This window comes from Pantoea sp. SO10 (assembly GCF_005281435.1).
Lineage (GTDB): Bacteria > Pseudomonadota > Gammaproteobacteria > Enterobacterales > Enterobacteriaceae > Pantoea > Pantoea leporis.
In genome coordinates, this window is record NZ_CP040095.1 from 3,770,584 (window position 1) to 3,787,507 (window position 16,924).

Sequence of the window (16,924 nt, forward strand, 5' to 3'; positions counted from 1 at the left end):
CCTTGCTGTCCGTTGGCTTGCGGAACTCAACCTCAAAATCACATCATGACGACATCAAACTGCTCTTGGGTATAGAGCGGTTCAACATGAACTTTGACCTGTTTCCCGACGAAAATCTCCACTTCCGCCAGCGCGTGTGACTCTTCGCCCTTCAGCGCGTCGCCCACCGCCGGGGAAACGTACACCAGGAAACGGTCGGAATCATAGGCGTGATGCACGCGCACAATTTCACGCATGATCTCATAGCAGACGGTTTCCACCGTTTTCAAGGTGCCGCGCCCTTTACACACCGGGCAATCGGCGCACAGCACATGTTCAATACTTTCACGCGTGCGTTTACGCGTCATCTCCACCAAACCGAGCGCCGAGAAACCATTGATGCCGGTTTTCACCCGATCTTTGCTCAGCGCGCTCTCCAGCGAATGCAGCACGCGGCGGCGATGCTCGTCGTTACTCATGTCGATGAAATCGATAATGATGATGCCGCCGAGGTTGCGCAGTCGCAGCTGACGCGCGATCGCTTGCGTCGCTTCAATGTTGGTGTTGAAGATGGTCTCGTCGAGATTGCGGTGTCCGACAAACGCACCGGTGTTGATATCCACCGTGGTCATGGCTTCGGTTTGATCGATAATCAGATAGCCGCCGGATTTTAGCTCGACCTTACGCTCCAGCGAACGCTGGATTTCGTTCTCAACGTCGAACAGATCAAAAATCGGCTGTTTGCCGCTGTAAAGCTCCAGCTTGCTGGCCATTTCCGGAATATATTCGCTGGTAAATTCCACCAACAAATCGCAGGTCAAACGTGAGTCCACGCGAATGCGATCCAGCGCGGCACCGGCGAAATCTCGCAGTACGCGCTGCGCTAACGCCAGCTCACCGTAGAGCAGGCAGCGCGTCTGATTACGCTTTTTACGCTCGCTGACTTTGGTCCACAAACGTTTCAGGAAAGCGGCATCCTGCGACAACTCTTCCGAACCAATGCCTTCCGCAGCGGTACGAATAATAAAGCCGCCGAGATCGTCACAGTGCGCAGCAACTACCGTTTTCAGTCGTTCGCGCTCGGCTTCGCTCTCAATACGCTGCGAGACGCCGACGTGTGACGCGCCAGGCATAAACACCAGATAGCGCGAGGGCAAAGTAATGTCGGTGGTGAGGCGCGCGCCTTTAGTGCCCAGCGGATCTTTCACCACCTGCACCATCAGATCCTGGCCGGGACGCACCAGCTCGCCAATGTCGCGCACCACAAAATTTTTCTTCTCATCACCCGCCACGCATTCGGTGTGCGGCATGATGTCGGAAGCGTGCAGAAAGGCGGCTTTTTCCATGCCGATATCGACAAAGGCCGCCTGCATGCCAGGTAAGACGCGACTGACGCGTCCTTTATAGATGTTGCCCACGATGCCACGTCGTGCTTCACGCTCAATGTGGATTTCCTGCAGAATGCCGCCATCAATATAGGCAACACGGGTTTCTGAAGGTGTCACATTTACCAGCAGTTCAGCCGTCATCTTGTCCCCTTAACGCCCGCAGTGACTGAAAATGGCTCAGCAGCTCACCGGTCTCAACCAGCGGCAATCCCACCACGGCGTGATAACTTCCATTAATCTTGCGGACAAAATTGCCGCCAAGGCCCTGAATTCCGTACGCGCCGGCTTTATCCATCGGCTCGCCACTGGCAATATAGTGCGAAATTTCCTCCGCCGTCATCGTGCGGAAGGTCACGTCCGTGGTCACCAGACAATCCAGCTCACGCTGCGTATCGGCCAGCGTCACCGCGGTCATCACCTGATGAGTTTGTCCCGACAGCTTGCTCAGCATCGCGGCGGCGTGCGCGGCATCCTGCGGTTTTTCCAGTACTTCACCGTTCAGCACCACGATGGTATCAGCACCCAGCACCGGCAGATCCTGCGGTGCCACCGCGACGCCCGCGCGCGCCTTATCTGACGCCAGACGACGCACGTAAGCGTCAGCCGCTTCTTCAGGCTGACGCTGCTCTTCTACGTGGGTAATCAGGCGTTCAAATTGCAGACCAAGCTGCGTTAACAGCTCACGTCGACGCGGTGAACCGGATGCGAGGTACAGGCTTATCATAGTATTCCTTACTGAACAGCGAATTGACGGCGAATCTTTCTCATCAATAAGAATAGCCAGGGCCACAGTACGCCGTCGACCACGCTACTCCAGAAGATTTCCGGGCGGAAAGAGACGTTGATCACCAGGAATTCTGCCCAGAAAACAATCACATCCACCGCAAGGGACAGCACCATAACCATTAATGCCTGCTGCCACAACGCTAAGTTTCGGAATAACTGAAATTTAAAGGCCACCAGATACGCGATGATGCTAAAGGCTAATGCGCGCACGCCCAGCGTTGAACCCGCCACCAGATCCATAATGGCACCAAGACAAAAACCGGTACCAACATTCACCCGATGCGGCAGCGCCAGCACCCAATAAATGAGGATCAGCAACAGCCATGATGGCCGGAACATATAGATCTGTTCCGGCCACGGCATGATTTGCAGGATGAGGGCAATCAGAAAGGACAGCCAGATAACCCATCGGCCCTGGCTGCGATATCGACTCAAGGCTGGCCTCCGCGTGTGTTCGCAGAATTCCCTTGCGAACGACTGCTGTTAGCGGGTTGCGGTGGCCCCATTTGCTGCGAAGACTGCAAAGTATCCGGTGCCGGTGGGCCCATTTCGCCTGCTGGCGGCAGCACCTGCGGCATCATCTGCATTAAACGTTCGTTGGCCACGCGGTGCACTTCGTCCGGTGCCATCGGTGCGACGCCGTTGCGATCCGCGCCCCACAGCAGCAGCAGATAGCGCAAACGCTGCAAGCCAGCGGCTGGACGCGCCTGAATCACCGTGTAAGCGCGCTGCGTATCGACTTTCACCGAAGAGACCACGCCAACCGGATAACCTTCCGGGAAGCGGCCGCCCAGGCCAGACGTGACTAACACATCGCCCACGCGAATATCGGTGTTGCCCGGTAGATGCTCCAGCTGCAGATCTTCGCTGCAGCCATTACCGGCGGCTATAACACGAATATCATTACGCAGCACCTGAATCGGCAACGCATGCGACGCGTCGCAAATCAGCAGTACGCGACTGGTCACCTGACCGACCGCGACCACCTGACCGACTACCCCTTTATCACTGATCACCGGCTGGCCTTCGTAAACGCCGTTTACGCTGCCTTTGTCGATAACCACCTGATCGGTATAAGGATCGGTGCCGGTGGAGATCACCTGCGTCACCATCTTGTGCTCATCCTGGCGCAGCGGCGAGCCAAGCAGTTCGCGCAGACGCGCGTTTTCCTGCTTATATTGCCCCAGCATCAGCAAGTCACTGTTTTTCAGGAAGAGCTCACGGCGCAGTGCTTTATTTTCCAGTTCCAATTGCTGACGTGACGCCAGGGTTTCGGAAACGCCATCAAGAAGTTGTCTTGGCCCGTTGGCCAAAAAATAAAATGGACTGACCGATGTGTCCAGGTAGTTGCGGATCTGGGAAAAGGAGCTCACGCGGCTATCGGCGATAATAATCGCGATAGCCACAATGACTGCCAGAAAGAGGCGCAACTGCAGGGAAGGTCCCCTGCTAAAAATCGGCTTCATAAATTCTGCGTGTTCCTCGACATCAGGGAAGAAGCGTTAGCCTAAATCACCAACGCCTCAGGGCTGGACGCATTTCGCCGTCGTGCGTTGCAGCAGCTGCGTCAGCATAGGCGCTATTCCCTGCGCAATTTGACCAGGGCCTCAGCCGTTGAGGAATTACTCCTCGCTGAACAAATCGCCGCCATGCATGTCGATCATTTCCAACGCTTTACCACCGCCGCGTGCTACGCAGGTCAGCGGATCTTCTGCCACGACCACCGGAATACCGGTCTCTTCCATCAGCAGGCGATCGAGGTTACGCAGCAATGCGCCACCACCGGTCAGCACCATACCGCGCTCGGAGATGTCAGAAGCCAGCTCTGGCGGGCACTGTTCCAGCGCAACCATCACCGCGCTCACGATGCCGGTCAGCGGTTCCTGCAGCGCTTCAAGAATCTCGTTCGAGTTCAGGGTAAAGCCACGTGGCACACCTTCTGCCAGGTTACGGCCGCGAACTTCAATCTCGTGTACTTCATCGCCCGGATAAGCAGAACCGATACCATGCTTGATACGCTCTGCAGTCGCTTCACCAATCAGTGAACCGTAGTTGCGGCGAACATAATTAATGATAGCTTCATCGAAGCGGTCACCACCAATACGCACTGAAGAGGAGTAAACCACGCCGTTCAGCGAGATCACTGCTACTTCAGTGGTACCACCACCGATATCCACTACCATAGAACCGGTTGCTTCAGAAACCGGCAGACCTGCACCAATCGCCGCCGCCATTGGCTCTTCAATCAGGAACACTTCGCGTGCGCCTGCACCCTGTGCAGATTCACGGATGGCGCGACGCTCAACCTGGGTCGCACCCACCGGTACGCAGACCAGCACACGCGGGCTTGGACGCATAAAGCTATTGCTATGCACTTGCTTAATGAAGTGCTGCAGCATTTTTTCGGTAACGAAGAAGTCGGCGATCACGCCATCTTTCATAGGACGGATAGCAGCGATGTTGCCCGGCGTACGGCCCAGCATCTGCTTAGCGTCATGACCGACAGCCGCTACGCTCTTTGGGGAGCCGGCACGATCCTGACGAATGGCAACCACAGAAGGCTCGTTTAACACGATGCCTTGTCCTTTCACGTAAATCAGGGTATTCGCGGTACCCAGGTCAATGGACAAGTCATTGGAAAACATGCCACGAAATTTTTTAAACATACTAAGGGATAATCCTGCAAGCTGGGGGCGGAAAATAAAATCCGCCTACTTTACCAACCACGCGAAGCCGCTACAAGGCGCAAAAACGTTCGGCTTCGGTGAAAAAATACGCTGAATACTTTTTTGGCCTGATCGTAGGGTCTTTTGCCGCAGTTAAATGGCGTTAACTCGCCGTTTTAACCTAAATTGCCCCGGCGCTAGCCGGCGAATTTCGACATAAAATCTAACATTTCCAGCCGTCAGCATCGCGCGCTCCGGCACTAATAAGCGATAAAAACAGCCATCAGCCTGCACTTCGCGCGCTGAAGGTCTAAATTCGATAACGTTGCGAGTGTTTCTTTACATTACTGTTGACCGGCAACGAAGGCGCAAAGAAATCGCCCTGCCCGCCCGAAACACCTAATCCCGACAGCGTTTGCCACTCCGCGCGTGTTCGCACACCCGCGGCGAAAACTTGAGTTGGCGATGACTTACACACTTCCAGCAAGCTCTGCACAAACAGCTGGTTCTCGGTGCGTCGTTCAATATTGCGTACCAAACCCGGCGCAAGTTTAATCACTTCTATCGGGAATTGTTTGATATAAGCGCTGCTCACCACCGTCAAACCGGCCTGATCCACCGCAATGCGACAGCCAAATGCGGTTAACATGTGAAAAACCGGCACTAAACGGCTGATGTGTTGACAAACGTCGGCCTCAGCAAGTTCAAATAAAAAACGTTTTCTTTGCGATTTGCTGCACTGTAGCAGCAGTTTTTGCAGCCAGCGCTGAAAAGGCCGCTGCAACAGCGAATCAATATTCACGGGAAGTGCCAGAGTTTCATCCGGCCACACTTCCGAAAGCGCCGCGATGCGCGTCACCAGTTGACGATCCCAGCTGTCAGTCATACCCAGCTGCAATACCAGCGGCATAAACTCAGCCGACACCACTTCTTTGTCGCCATCAAACACACGCGTCAGTAATTCACGATGATGGACTTTTCCATCCAGCAACACCGCCGGCTTTTGATACAGACGCGGGCCACCACGATTGAGCGTGTTCTCCAGCAAGGTCCGCCAGCGCACACTGCCGCGCCCCATATCCAGCGTATTGCCTTCGCCAACCGACCAGCTATTACCGCCCTGCAATGCCGCACGCCGCGTAGCCATCTCCACATTTTCCATCACCTGCGACACGCTCTGACCGCTGCGCCACGCGCTGATGCCGATGTGGATCAAATCATCACGATCGACCATGCGCATCGGCGGCAGTGAATCGACGGCATTAATCAGTTGATCGGCTATGCTGTTGGCTTCTTTTAAAGTGCGATGCGGCAGCAAGACGGCGAAATCACTGCGGAAATATCGCGCCAGCAGCGCGCCCGGATAGCGCAGCACAAAGGTCGACAGCATATTAATCAAATCAAACAGATACTCTTCCACCAGCGTTGGGCCGAGGGTTTCGTGCAGCATATCGAGGTCCGGCAGACGCACCATCATCACCACGCCGTGCGTGCCGACATCTTCCTGATCTTCCAGCAACGTCGCCAATTGGTTATCAAAGAACAACCGATTGTTCAGGCCGGTACGCGGATCTTGCGCCGCAAAGGTGCGAATTAAGGTATCGATGCGTAAACGCTGCTCGCCCGCTTCCTGCAAATCGCCCAGCAGCGCATCGATGGCGCGACTGGCTTTCGGCGGCCATTCCGCCGCATGGTCACCCTGCGAATGACGTTCACCGGTCAGAATGCGATCGGCGCGCGCTTCTAACTGTTCCATATCCTGCCAGCGCCGCTTGAGCCAACGGTTGGTCATGACCAGCAGCACGCACATGATGGCGACGACCGTAAACAGGACCACCAGCGTATAAGTGCCGGTAAAGGAGCGAAACAGCGTTTTGGCCGGATCCAGCACCACCACGCGCAGTTCGAGGCCTGGCGAATGCGTCAGGGGCAAATCGAACTGCACAAAGCGATTAGGCTCATCTTCTAACATCGGATTTTCATGGCGGGCTAAACTGAACACTAACGTATCGCCGTTCAGCAGTTGCACCTGTTCGGCATTGACCACCGGCATCATGCGCGTCAGCCACTGCGTGATTTCCTGCGGCGATTGTGAAGCCAGTGCTTTATCCACTTCAGTCGCCAGCGTTTGCATCCGCGTTTCCACGCGCTGCTGCGATAGCCAGATAAAACTAAAAGCGCAGCCCACCAGCATCAATATCATCGCCAGTAAACTTAATAAGGTAATAAACGCAGAAAATTTAGTTGTTAATCGCATCCCTGTGCCTGCATCACTGCGGTTATGAACGGTGTTAATCCGTCGGCGCCACGCTTACCCCTGGCGCAAACCTGAGCAAAATAGCACAAATCAAGGTGTGATTCAGCGCCAGACTGGCATCAAAATCGCACATAACACAGCATGATAAGCGCTACGGCGCGAGTATAGCGTTAAACCGTGATGGCCTGACTTTGCTATGGGCTTTTTCGTCCTATTCTCAAAGAGGGCGATGCGCCAGGAAATTTCACATTTTTCCCCGCAAGTTCGCGCCTGACACTGAAGTTGAGCATGCTGGTCATAATTTACTATTCACAGGAGAACGTCATGAACCTGAAGCACTTGCTCACAGAAGCCGACGTCACGCCAGAAAGCGTCTTTAATATGCGCCGCCGTCAGGTGCTGAAAGCGTTGGGATTAGGCGCAGCAGCAGCCAGTTTACCCGGCACCGCGCAAGCCGATGTGCTGAGCTGGTTTAAAGGCAATGATCGTCCGCCCGCGCCCGCTGGCCGTGATTTAGATTTTACTAAACCGGCTGAATGGCAAGCCGATTTGCCGCTCACGCCGTTTGATAAGGTGTCAGGTTATAACAACTTCTATGAATTTGGCCTTGATAAAGCCGATCCTGCTGCCAACGCTGGCACGCTGAAAACCGATCCGTGGAAGCTGCGTATCGAAGGCGAAGTTGCCAAACCGATCACGCTGGATATGGATGACATCTTCAAGCGTTTTGCCATGGAGCAGCGCATCTACCGCATGCGCTGTGTCGAAGCCTGGTCGATGGTGATTCCGTGGGTCGGTTTTGAACTCAACAAGCTGCTCAAACTGGCTGAACCCACCAGCAATGCGCGCTTTGTGGCGTTTGAAACGCTGTACGCACCTGACCAAATGCCGGGTCAGAAAGATCGCTTTATCGGCGGCGGTCTGGATTATCCCTATGTGGAAGGCTTGCGTCTTGATGAAGCGATGCATCCGCTGACGCTGCTGAGTACCGGCGTGTATGGCAAAGCGCTGCCGCCGCAGAATGGCGCACCGATTCGCCTGACGGTGCCGTGGAAATATGGTTTCAAAGGGATTAAATCGATTGTGAAGATTACGCTGACGCACGATCGCCCGCCAACGACCTGGAGCCAGATCGCCGCCAATGAGTATGGTTTCTACGCCAATGTGAACCCGCATGTGAATCATCCGCGCTGGTCGCAGGCAACCGAGCGCTTTATCGGCGCGGGCGGCATTCTGAAGGTTGATCGCCAACCTACGCTGCTGTTCAACGGCTACGCGGAAGAGGTGGCGTCGCTGTATCGCGGCCTGGATTTACGGGAGAACTATTGAGTGCGCCTCTCTTTACATCACATCACTGCGTTGAAAGTCGTGCTGCATCTGGCGGCTTTTCTGCCGTTTGTGTATCTGTTTATGGCAGCGAGTCAGGGCTGGCTGAGCGCTGATCCGGCCAAAGATATCCAGCATTTTACCGGCAGAATGGCGCTTAAGTTGCTGCTCGCCACGCTGCTGGTCAGCCCGCTGACACGCTACCTTAAACAGCCGCTGCTGATTCGCACTCGCCGCCTGCTCGGCGTGTGGTGTTTCGCCTGGGCCAGTTTGCATCTCACCAGCTACTACCTGCTGGAACTTGGCTACGATCATCTGCGTTTACTCGGCAGCGAGCTCATTTCGCGTCCTTATTTGTTACTGGGGATGATCAGCTGGATTATTCTCTGCGCCCTCGCCATCACCTCATTTCAGCGCATGCAGCGCAAACTGGGTCGTCGCTGGCAAACGCTGCATAACGGCGTCTATCTGGTCGCGATCCTCGTGCCGATACACTATATCTGGTCAGTGAAAGTGCTCTCCCCGCAGCCGGTGATCTACGCCGTGCTGGCCATTGCGCTGTTAGCGTGGCGTTACAATAAGTTGCGTAAACGTCTCCCCAGATAATCCCCGCACGGTTGTGTTCCTCCCGCGAGATCTGTTAAAAAGTGTGGCCTTCGGGCCGCATTCGATCAACTTCGCAGATAAGACCAGTATTTTGCTGCGAATGTCGACGAAACGGATATAATGCCCGGCTTTATTGCAAGCGAAGTCTGGTTTTTCATCCGCAAGGGTGACAAACGCAAGATGTCGCGGTATTTTACGCGATGCCTTACTGATTGCAGGAGATAGCAGCAAGATGGCGCACAAATTTCACATACTGCTTTTGAACGGTCCCAACCTGAATCTACTGGGAACGCGCGAGCCTGATAAGTATGGTCACACCACGCTGGCGCAAATCGTCGGCGATCTGACGCAACAGGCCGATCAGCACCATGTGAAATTGAGTCATTTGCAATCGAACGCAGAGTTTCAGTTGATTGACCGTATTCACGAAGCCCGCGGCAACGTGGATTACATCATCATCAATCCTGCTGCGTTCACGCATACCAGCGTTGCACTGCGTGATGCCCTGTTGGCGGTTAGCATTCCTTTTATTGAGGTGCATCTCTCGAACGTGCATGCACGCGAACCGTTCCGACATCACTCCTATCTTTCCGATGTATCCGCCGGCGTCATCTGTGGACTTGGCGCTGATGGATACGCGTGGGCTTTACAAACGGCAGTAAAACGCCTGTCACATTCCAATTAAACAGAGTACGGAACCACACTCATGGATATTCGTAAAATTAAGAAACTGATCGAACTGGTTGAAGAGTCTGGCATCTCCGAGCTGGAAATCTCCGAGGGCGAAGAGTCCGTTCGTATCAGCCGTTCACCTGCAAATGCCGGCTACCCAATGATGCAGCAGGCTTATGCTGCGCCAATGATGCAGCAGCAGCCTGCGTTGTCTACCGCGGTGGCGCCTGCCGCACCGGTTGCAGCAGAAGCCGCTAAACCAGAAATCAGTGGCCACATCGTGCGTTCACCAATGGTCGGCACTTTCTATCGCACGCCAAGCCCAGACGCGAAAGCTTTCGTTGAAGTTGGCCAGAAAGTGAATGCCGGCGACACCCTGTGCATCGTTGAAGCGATGAAAATGATGAACCAGATCGAAGCCGATAAATCCGGCGTTGTGAAGGCGATTCTGGTCGAAAGCGGCCAACCGGTTGAATTTGACGAGCCGCTGGTCATCATCGAATAACGAGGCGAAGCATGCTGGATAAAATTGTCATTGCTAACCGTGGTGAGATCGCGCTGCGCATTCTGCGTGCCTGCAAAGAGCTGGGCATTAAGACTGTTGCCGTGCACTCCACCGCGGACCGTGACCTGAAGCACGTGCTGCTGGCAGACGAAACCGTCTGCATCGGCCCGCCACCTTCAGTCAAAAGCTACCTGAACATCCCGGCACTGATCTCCGCCGCTGAAATTACTGGCGCGGTCGCGATCCACCCGGGTTACGGCTTCCTCTCTGAGAACGCCGATTTCGCCGAGCAGGTTGAACGTTCAGGCTTTATCTTCATTGGCCCGAAAGCCGACACCATTCGCCTGATGGGCGACAAAGTGTCTGCCATCACCGCCATGAAGAAAGCGGGCGTACCCACCGTGCCAGGTTCTGATGGCTCGCTGACCGACGACATGGAAAAAAACCGTGCCTTCGCTAAGCGCATCGGTTATCCGGTGATCATCAAAGCCTCCGGCGGCGGCGGCGGTCGCGGTATGCGCGTAGTGCGCAGCGACAAGGATCTTGAGCAATCCATCAACATGACGAAAGCGGAAGCTAAAGCGGCTTTCAACAACGACATGGTGTACATGGAGAAGTACCTCGAGAATCCACGCCACATTGAGATTCAGGTGCTGGCCGATGGCCAGGGTAACGCGATCTATCTGGCGGAACGTGACTGCTCAATGCAGCGTCGTCACCAGAAAGTCGTCGAAGAAGCGCCAGCGCCAGGCATCACGCCGGAACTGCGTCGCTACATCGGTGAGCGCTGCTCTAAAGCCTGTATCGATATCGGCTATCGCGGTGCAGGTACCTTCGAGTTCCTGTACGAAAACGGTGAGTTCTACTTCATCGAGATGAACACCCGTATTCAGGTGGAGCATCCGGTGACTGAGATGATCACCGGCGTCGATCTGATCAAAGAGCAGCTGCGTATTGCTGCTGGTCAGCCGCTGTCGATCAAACAGGAAGACGTGGTGATTCGCGGTCATGCGGTTGAATGCCGTATCAACGCCGAAGATCCCAACACCTTCCTGCCAAGCCCAGGCAAGATCACCCGTTTCCACGCGCCGGGCGGCTTTGGTGTACGTTGGGAATCGCATATCTATGCCGGTTACAGTGTGCCACCGTACTACGATTCCATGATTGGTAAGCTGATTACCTACGGTGAAAACCGTGACGTGGCAATCTCGCGCATGAAGAATGCGCTGGCGGAACTGATCATCGACGGCATCAAGACCAACATTGAGCTGCAGATGAAAATCATGTCCGACGAAAACTTCCAGCAGGGTGGCACCAACATCCACTATCTGGAGAAAAAACTCGGCCTGCAAGAGAAGTAATTGCAGCGCAGAGCAAAGCAGAGGCCGGTTAACTCCGGCCTTTTTCATTTTTGTCGCCTTTGAGGTTACATAATGGATTGGCGTTTTTTACAAGCAAACAAAGAGGCGCGCTGGTCACTTTATCTGACGCTGGCCTACCTTGCCGTTTGGGGACTTTCTGCCTGGCTGGGCGGCAATGAGATCGGCTTGTTTGGCTTACCAAGGTGGTTCGAGCTTTCGTGTCTGTTCGCTCCGCTGCTGTTTATTGTGTTGTGCTGGCTGATGGTGCGCGTGCTGTTCCGCGACATGTCGCTGGAGGATAACGATGGACTCTGAAATCATTCTTCCGCTGTTGGCCTATCTGGTGCTGATCGCCGCGCTGTCGGTGTTTGCCATGCGCAAGCAGCGTCAGGGCAACTTCCTGAGCGAATACTTCCTCGGCAGCCGTTCGATGGGCGGTTTTGTGCTGGCCATGACCATCACCACCACATATATCAGCGCCAGCTCGTTCATTGGCGGCCCCGGCGCAGCCTATAAATATGGCCTTGGCTGGGTGCTGCTGGCGATGATTCAGGTGCCTGCCGTCTGGCTTTCGCTTGGCGTGTTAGGCAAGAAATTCGCCATTCTGGCGCGTCGCTACAACGCCGTGACGCTCAACGACATGTTGTATGGCCGCTACGGCAGCACGCTGCTGATTTGGCTCTCCAGCATCAGTTTGTTGGTGGCGTTTATCGGCGCAATGACCGTGCAGTTCATCGGCGGTGCGCGCCTGCTGGAAACAGCGGCCGGCATTCCTTATGACACCGGCCTGCTGATCTTCGGCGGCACCATCGCGCTCTACACCGCTTTCGGTGGCTTCCGCGCCAGCGTGCTGAACGATGCGATGCAAGGTTTGGTAATGCTGATCGGCACCTTCCTGCTGCTTTTTGCAGTGATTCACCACGCTGGCGGATTAGCCTCCGCAGTAACCAAACTGCATGATATCGATCCGCAGCTGACCTCACCGGAAGGCGTGGGCAACGTCATCAACCCAACCTTCCTCAGCTCGTTTGCCGTGCTGGTGTGTTTCGGGGTGATTGGCCTGCCCCACACCGCGGTGCGCTGTATTTCCTATAAAGACAGCAAAGCCATGCATCGTGGTATTGTGCTCGGCACCATTGTAGTGGTGATCCTGATGCTTGGTATGCATCTGGCCGGTGCGCTGGGACGCGTGATTTTGCCCGATCTCACCATCCCCGATCGCGTGATTCCCACGCTGATGATTACCGTATTACCGCCCATGGCGGCGGGCGTATTTCTTGCGGCGCCGATGGCGGCCATTATGTCGACCATCAACGCGCAGCTGCTGCAATCCTCCGCTACGCTGATCAAAGATCTCTACCTGCGTATTGCCCCGCAGCACAGTGAAAATGAAGCGCGCCTGCGCATGCTGTCAGGCACCATCACTTTCGTGCTCGGTGTGCTGCTATTGCTGGCAGCGTGGAATCCGCCAGATATGATTATCTGGCTGAATCTGCTGGCATTTGGTGGCCTTGAAGCGGTATTTCTGTGGCCGCTGGTGCTGGGTTTGTACTGGGAGCGCGCCAACTCCACCGGTGCGATCAGCGGCATGCTGGTCGGCGCGGGATGCTATACGCTGCTTGCCAGCCTGAATATTGAGTGGTGGGGCTTCCACCCGATCGTTCCGTCATTGACCTTAAGCCTGCTGGCCTTCCTGGTGGGCAATCTGTTTGGCCGCACGCCTGCAACGCATGCCGCGGCACTGGAATAAAGAGAAACGCTATGCCTTGGATTCAAATCAAAATTAACAGCACCGGCGAAAACGCCGAAACCCTAAGCGATGCGCTGATGGAGGTTGGCGCGGTGTCGGTCACTTTCCAGGACACGCACGACAATCCAGTGTACGAGCCGCTGCCGGGCGAAACACTGCTGTGGGGCGATACCGATGTCATCGGCCTGTTCGACGCTGAAACCGAGATGAGCGATGTGGTGGCCGAGTTAAGCCAGCATCAGCTGCTGGGATCCGCGTTTCGCCATAAGATCGAGCAGATCGAAGATAAAGACTGGGAGCGCGAATGGATGGATAACTTCCACCCGATGCGTTTCGGTGAGCGTCTGTGGATCTGCCCAAGCTGGCGCGATGTGCCGGATCCAAATGCCGTCAATGTGATGCTGGATCCGGGCCTCGCCTTTGGTACCGGCACGCATCCTACCACATCGATGTGTTTGACCTGGCTTGATGGCCTGGATCTGCAGGGCAAAACGGTGATCGACTTTGGCTGTGGCTCCGGCATTCTCGCTATCGCTGCACTGAAATTGGGCGCGGCGCAGGCGATCGGCATTGATATCGATCCGCAGGCGATTGAGGCCAGCCGTGATAACGCCGAGCGTAATGGCGTCTCTGAGCGTCTGGCGCTCTATCTGCCCCATCAGCAGCCGGAAAACTTGCAGGCTGACGTGGTGGTCGCCAACATCCTCGCGGGTCCGCTGCGTGAGCTGGCACCGCTGATTAGCGTGCTGCCGAAAGCCGGCGGTCATCTTGGATTGTCCGGCGTGTTAGCGAGCCAGGCTGAAAGCGTGTGTGAAGCCTACGCTGAGCGTTTTGAGCTCGACGCGGTTGCAGAGAAAGAAGAGTGGTGCCGCATCACCGGCGTACGCCGCTAACCTGCCCGCTTGCCAGTCGGGCTAACTGACTGGCAAGCCGTACTATTTTTCTGAGACCCGTCTCAAAGCGCCAGCCCTTCTCAACCCTTGCCGTTTCTTTACATTTCAGTCATTACAATCCTGCTCCAGGCGATAGCGCTATCCCTGCTGGCAATGCCTTTGATGGCATTTCACTTCGATAAATCGCTGAAAATAATGGATGATGAAAAAGAAACTTTGTTTATTCGCTCTGCTGACAAGCATGGCATCGTATGCGCACGCTCACAGCTCAAACTGGTCTTATGAAGCGCCGGATGAATGGGGCAATCTGCACGCCGATTATCACACCTGTAAAAGCGGTGTGAACCAGTCGCCTGTCGATATCCGCAAGGTGGTGAATGGACAATTGCCGCCGCTAACGTTGAGCTATCAAGCCAAACAAAAATCCATCATCAATAACGGTCACACCACCCAGATCAACGTCAAAGATGGCGATGCGCTCGCGCTGGATGGCGAAGCTTATACGCTGCGTCAGTTCCACTTCCATACGCCGAGCGAAAATCTGATTGATGGCAAACGCTTTCCGCTGGCCGCGCATTTCGTCCATGCCAGCGAAGAGGGACATCTGGCGGTGGTTGGCGTGATGTTTGAAGCCGGGGCGGAAAACCCTGCGCTGGCGGAGATCCTGCGTGAACTGCCACCTGAAGTTAACAAAGAGGCGGCGCTGCAACAGCCACTTAATCTCAGCGCTTTGATTCCGGGTCAAAAGAACTACTATCGCTTTAGCGGTTCGTTGACGACGCCACCTTGTACCGAAGGTGTGCGCTGGTTAGTGATGAAGCAAACTGTTTCGGCATCAACTGAACAGCTTAAAACGTTCGCCAAACTGTTAGGTGAGCACGGCAACAGTCGCCCAGTACAGCCGCTGAATGGTCGCGTGGTTATTGAATAGTTGCCTGATGTCTGAGGTTATATCTGTCACTCCTCCACGACGTGGGTTTCTGGGGAGTGACGCTAACCCTACGTGACTAAGTAGTTCAATTAATAATCATAATGGCGTCATTTCTTTCGCTAATTACCGGAAGAAGCGGTTTTTATGTTGTGATTTAGGTCATGTTTTGAGAAAAATTTTTGTACACAATTTCAGCATATTTTTTTAATCTCATGAATTATAAAGATTAATAACTCATCCCTTACTGGATAACGCTATTTCCGTGCTCTCTGAGAGCGAATTGTTCAAAGTTTGGCCTTTCATCTTCTTTAAAAAATGCGTAATATACGCCGCCTTGCGAACAGTTAGGGTCACTTCTTTTTTCATGCGCATTGGACAACATCAGCTACGTAATCGACTCATTGCTGCGCCTATGGCCGGAGTATCCGATAAGCCATTTCGCACCCTGTGTTACGAGAACGGCGCCGGTATGACTGTCTCCGAGATGCTGTCGTCGAACCCGGAAGTTTGGGCCAGTGACAAATCCCGTTTGCGCATGGTGCATAGTGACGAGCCTGGTATCCGCGCCGTGCAAATTGCCGGTTGCGATCCTGATGAGATGGCTGCTGCCGCGCGCATTAATGTGGCGTCTGGCGCGCAGATTATCGATATCAACATGGGCTGCCCGGCCAAAAAAGTGAATCGTAAGATGGCAGGTTCAGCGCTGCTGCAACATCCGCAACTGGTGGAGTCGATTCTCACCGCGGTGGTTAATGCAGTGGATGTACCGGTTACGCTGAAAATTCGTACCGGCTGGGACAAAGAAAATCGTAATTGTGTAGAGATTGCCCAATTGGCTGAACGCTGTGGCATTCAGGCTCTCACCATTCATGGCCGCACGCGCGCCTGTTTGTTTGAGGGATTTGCTGAATACGACAGCATTCGGACAGTTAAGCAGAGCGTTTCCATTCCGATTATTGCGAATGGCGACATTACTGACCCGCATAAAGCCAGAGCGGTGCTCGACTATACCGGAGCCGATGCTCTTATGGTTGGCCGTGCCGCTCAGGGAAGACCGTGGATCTTCCGGGAAATCCAGCATTATCTGGACACAGGGGAGCTGCTGGCACCGAAGCCGCTGGCTGAAGTGAAGCAAATGCTGATTGGACATATACGGGAGCTGCACGACTTTTACGGTCAGCGCAAAGGATACCGTATTGCCCGAAAACACGTTTCCTGGTATTTGCAGGAAAGTGCTCCTGATGACCAGTTTCGGCGCACATTCAACGCCATAGAGGATGCCAGCGAACAGCTGGAGGCGTTGGAGGCATACTTCGAAAATCTTGCGTAAACGAAATAAAGAGCTGAAAGAACTATGTTCGAACAACGCGTAAATTCTGACGTACTCACCGTTTCTACCGTTAACTCTCAGGATCAGGTGACCCAAAAGCCACTGCGTGATTCGGTTAAACAGTCACTGAAGAACTATTTTGCTCAACTGAACGGTCAGGATGTGAGTGATCTGTATGAGCTGGTATTGGCAGAAGTCGAGCAGCCTCTGTTGGACATGGTGATGCAGTACACCCGTGGCAACCAGACCCGTGCAGCTCTGATGATGGGTATCAACCGCGGTACCCTGCGTAAGAAGCTGAAAAAATACGGCATGAACTAATCTGTTCGTTGCTGCGATAACGCCAGCCTTGCGGCTGGCGTTTTTGTTTCTGCTGCCGATGATTTCCTGAGGTTAAGAACGCATGAAACAATTGGCGCGGTAATGGTAACGATAGTTGCAATTGCAGCAGTGATATCCCGTCCTTCTTAGCAA

17 protein-coding genes are annotated in these 16,924 nt (G+C 54.4%); 11 read left to right on the top strand and 6 right to left on the bottom strand.

Annotated features, from left to right (window positions below; translation table 11 throughout):
* Window positions 1-38: 38 nt before the first annotated feature.
* From rng to csrD, 6 genes are all read right to left on the bottom strand, one after another.
* Window positions 39-1,508, bottom strand: a complete 1,470-nt coding sequence (gene rng / locus FCN45_RS17350; RefSeq protein WP_101762841.1) for a ribonuclease G — start codon at window positions 1,506-1,508, stop codon at window positions 39-41.
* Window positions 1,498-2,091, bottom strand: coding sequence for a nucleoside triphosphate pyrophosphatase (locus FCN45_RS17355; RefSeq protein ID WP_137386620.1), 594 nt, complete (start codon window positions 2,089-2,091; stop codon window positions 1,498-1,500). Before FCN45_RS17355 ends, rng begins: the two co-directional genes overlap by 11 nt.
* 8 nt (window positions 2,092-2,099) lie before the next feature.
* Window positions 2,100-2,588, bottom strand: coding sequence for a rod shape-determining protein MreD (gene mreD, locus FCN45_RS17360; RefSeq protein WP_101762839.1), 489 nt, complete (start codon window positions 2,586-2,588; stop codon window positions 2,100-2,102).
* Window positions 2,585-3,619, bottom strand: a complete 1,035-nt coding sequence (gene mreC / locus FCN45_RS17365; RefSeq protein ID WP_008101989.1) for a rod shape-determining protein MreC — start codon at window positions 3,617-3,619, stop codon at window positions 2,585-2,587. The genes mreD and mreC overlap by 4 nt, the downstream gene beginning before the upstream one ends.
* Before the next feature lie 156 nt (window positions 3,620-3,775).
* Complete coding sequence (gene mreB, locus FCN45_RS17370) at window positions 3,776-4,819, bottom strand: rod shape-determining protein MreB (RefSeq protein WP_007891976.1); 1,044 nt, start codon at window positions 4,817-4,819, stop codon at window positions 3,776-3,778.
* A 310-nt stretch (window positions 4,820-5,129) separates the two neighbouring features.
* On the bottom strand, window positions 5,130-7,076 hold the full coding sequence (gene csrD, locus FCN45_RS17375) for an RNase E specificity factor CsrD (protein ID WP_137386621.1): 1,947 nt from the start codon (window positions 7,074-7,076) through the stop codon (window positions 5,130-5,132).
* Between the two features lie 324 nt (window positions 7,077-7,400).
* Here csrD and msrP point away from each other — a divergent pair, with 324 nt between their 5' ends.
* The 11 genes from msrP (at window position 7,401) to fis (ending at window position 16,771) form a co-directional block, all read left to right on the top strand.
* Entirely contained in the window at window positions 7,401-8,405 is a 1,005-nt protein-coding gene (gene msrP, locus FCN45_RS17380) for a protein-methionine-sulfoxide reductase catalytic subunit MsrP (RefSeq protein ID WP_137386622.1), read from the top strand.
* Window positions 8,406-9,008 (top strand): protein-methionine-sulfoxide reductase heme-binding subunit MsrQ, encoded by a 603-nt coding sequence (gene msrQ, locus FCN45_RS17385; protein WP_137386623.1) that lies wholly within the window; start codon window positions 8,406-8,408, stop codon window positions 9,006-9,008. It begins immediately after the preceding gene.
* A gap of 232 nt (window positions 9,009-9,240) precedes the next feature.
* Window positions 9,241-9,693 (top strand): type II 3-dehydroquinate dehydratase, encoded by a 453-nt coding sequence (gene aroQ, locus FCN45_RS17390; RefSeq protein WP_101762835.1) that lies wholly within the window; start codon window positions 9,241-9,243, stop codon window positions 9,691-9,693.
* A 21-nt stretch (window positions 9,694-9,714) separates the two neighbouring features.
* A complete protein-coding gene (accB, locus tag FCN45_RS17395) occupies window positions 9,715-10,185 on the top strand; it encodes an acetyl-CoA carboxylase biotin carboxyl carrier protein (protein WP_101762834.1) in 471 nt (156 codons plus the stop codon).
* 11 nt (window positions 10,186-10,196) lie between these two features.
* Window positions 10,197-11,546: an acetyl-CoA carboxylase biotin carboxylase subunit gene (gene accC / locus FCN45_RS17400; protein ID WP_008101999.1), complete on the top strand. Its 1,350-nt coding sequence runs from the start codon at window positions 10,197-10,199 to the stop codon at window positions 11,544-11,546.
* A 72-nt stretch (window positions 11,547-11,618) separates the two neighbouring features.
* Window positions 11,619-11,861, top strand: a complete 243-nt coding sequence (locus tag FCN45_RS17405; RefSeq protein ID WP_101762833.1) for a YhdT family protein — start codon at window positions 11,619-11,621, stop codon at window positions 11,859-11,861.
* Window positions 11,851-13,296, top strand: coding sequence for a sodium/pantothenate symporter (gene panF / locus FCN45_RS17410; protein WP_101762832.1), 1,446 nt, complete (start codon window positions 11,851-11,853; stop codon window positions 13,294-13,296). The genes FCN45_RS17405 and panF overlap by 11 nt, the downstream gene beginning before the upstream one ends.
* A gap of 11 nt (window positions 13,297-13,307) precedes the next feature.
* Window positions 13,308-14,189, top strand: a complete 882-nt coding sequence (gene prmA / locus FCN45_RS17415) for a 50S ribosomal protein L11 methyltransferase (protein ID WP_137386624.1) — start codon at window positions 13,308-13,310, stop codon at window positions 14,187-14,189.
* Window positions 14,190-14,430: 241 nt separating this feature from the next.
* Window positions 14,431-15,120: a carbonic anhydrase gene (locus FCN45_RS17420; RefSeq protein WP_137386625.1), complete on the top strand. Its 690-nt coding sequence runs from the start codon at window positions 14,431-14,433 to the stop codon at window positions 15,118-15,120.
* A gap of 364 nt (window positions 15,121-15,484) precedes the next feature.
* On the top strand, window positions 15,485-16,450 hold the full coding sequence (dusB, locus tag FCN45_RS17425) for a tRNA dihydrouridine synthase DusB (RefSeq protein WP_101762829.1): 966 nt from the start codon (window positions 15,485-15,487) through the stop codon (window positions 16,448-16,450).
* A 24-nt stretch (window positions 16,451-16,474) separates the two neighbouring features.
* Window positions 16,475-16,771: a DNA-binding transcriptional regulator Fis gene (fis, locus tag FCN45_RS17430; RefSeq protein ID WP_007891954.1), complete on the top strand. Its 297-nt coding sequence runs from the start codon at window positions 16,475-16,477 to the stop codon at window positions 16,769-16,771.
* The last annotated feature ends 153 nt before the right edge of the window (window positions 16,772-16,924 follow it).